Source organism: Pseudomonas sp. EZ-C24, from assembly GCF_014525325.1.
GTDB lineage: Bacteria > Pseudomonadota > Gammaproteobacteria > Pseudomonadales > Pseudomonadaceae > Aquipseudomonas > Aquipseudomonas shirazensis.
Genome location: NZ_JACDIU010000033.1, coordinates 1 through 1,490 on the forward strand (window position 1 = coordinate 1; position 1,490 = coordinate 1,490).

General features: G+C 58.5%; 1 protein-coding gene. It reads right to left on the bottom strand.

Annotated elements, in window-relative coordinates; all coding sequences use genetic code 11:
- Positions 1–1,490: immunoglobulin-like domain-containing protein (locus IDM28_RS22105; protein ID WP_223176022.1), on the bottom strand; the 1,490-nt coding region annotated here is incomplete at both ends.

The window sequence follows — 1,490 nt, forward strand, 5'->3', positions numbered from 1 at the left end:
TTCGCTGTTCGGGTTCGGGACCTGGATCGAGCCCTTGCCGTTGCTGTCGATGTTGACGGTGTAGTCGGTGCTGCCGATGCGCACGTTCAGTACGACTGGCGCGCTGCCAGCCTGAGGCTTGTCGCTCAGCTCGAAGTTGAAGGTGACCTTGGCATCAGCTTCGGTGGCCGGAACGCCGGTGACCTTGACGGTGACTGGGGTCTCGGTGTCAGCGATTTGCGCTGTGCCGGTCGCGCCAGTGGCGATCTTCTCGAAGTTGCCGCCAGTGCCGCCAGTGACGGTAGCAACCAGTTGGCTGGCGTCCTTGTACACGTCTTCGCTGTTCGGGTTCGGGACCTGGATCGAGCCCTTGCCGTTGCTGTCGATGTTGACGGTGTAGTCGGTGCTGCCGATGCGCACGTTCAGGACGACCGGATCGCTGCCAGCCTGAGGCTTGTTACTCAGCTCGAAGTTGAAGGTGACGTTGGCATCGCCTTCTTTCGCCGGTACGCCGGTGACTGTCACAGTCGTGGTATCGATGGTGTCTTCGACGGCAACAGTGGTGGTCGCGCCGGTCAGATCGACGGCTTCGAAGTCACCGCCGTTGACCGCGGTTACAGTCGCGGTGACTTCGCTACCGTCTTTGTACACGTCTTCAACGTTGGTATTCGGGACCGACAAGGTGCCCTTGCCATCAGCGCCAACAGTGACGGTGTAATCAGTGCCACCGACGTTAACGGTCAAGGTAGCAGTGGTACCCGCCTGCGGCGGATTGCTCAGCTGGAAGTTGAAGGTGAGGTTGGCATCCCCTTCTTTCGCAGCTTCAGCAGTGACGGCCACAGTCGTGGTATCGATGGTGTCTTCGACAGCAACGGTGGTAGTCGCACCAGTCAGATCCACAGCTTCAAAGTTACCGCCATTGACCGCAGTGACGGTCGCGGTGACTTCGCTACCATCTTTGTAGACGTCTTCAACGTTGGTGTTCGGGACCTGGAGAGTGCCCTTGCCATCGGCGCCCACAGTGACGGTGTAATCAGTGCCACCGACGTTAACGGTCAAGGTAGCAGTGGTACCCGCCTGCGGTGGGTTGCTCAGCTGGAAGTTGAAGGTGAGGTTTGCGTCACCTTCTTTCGCAGCTTCGGCAGTAACAGCCACGGTGGTGGTGTCGATGGTGTCTTCGACAGCAACGGTGGTGGTCGCGCCAGTCAGATCCACAGCTTCGAAGTTACCGCCGTTGACCGCGGTTACAGTCGCAGTGACTTCACTACCGTCTTTGTAGACGTCTTCAACGTTGGTATTCGGAACCAGCAGAGTACCCTTGCCGGAAGCATCGATATCAACGGTGTAGTTAGTGCCACCGACATTTACAGTCAGGGTCGTGGTGCTGCCAACCTGCGGCGGATTGCTGAGCTGGAAGTTGAAGGTGAGGTTCGCATCACCTTCTTTCGCAGCTTCAGCAGTGACGGCCACAGTCGTGGTATCGATGGTGTCTTCGACGGCAACGGTAGTGG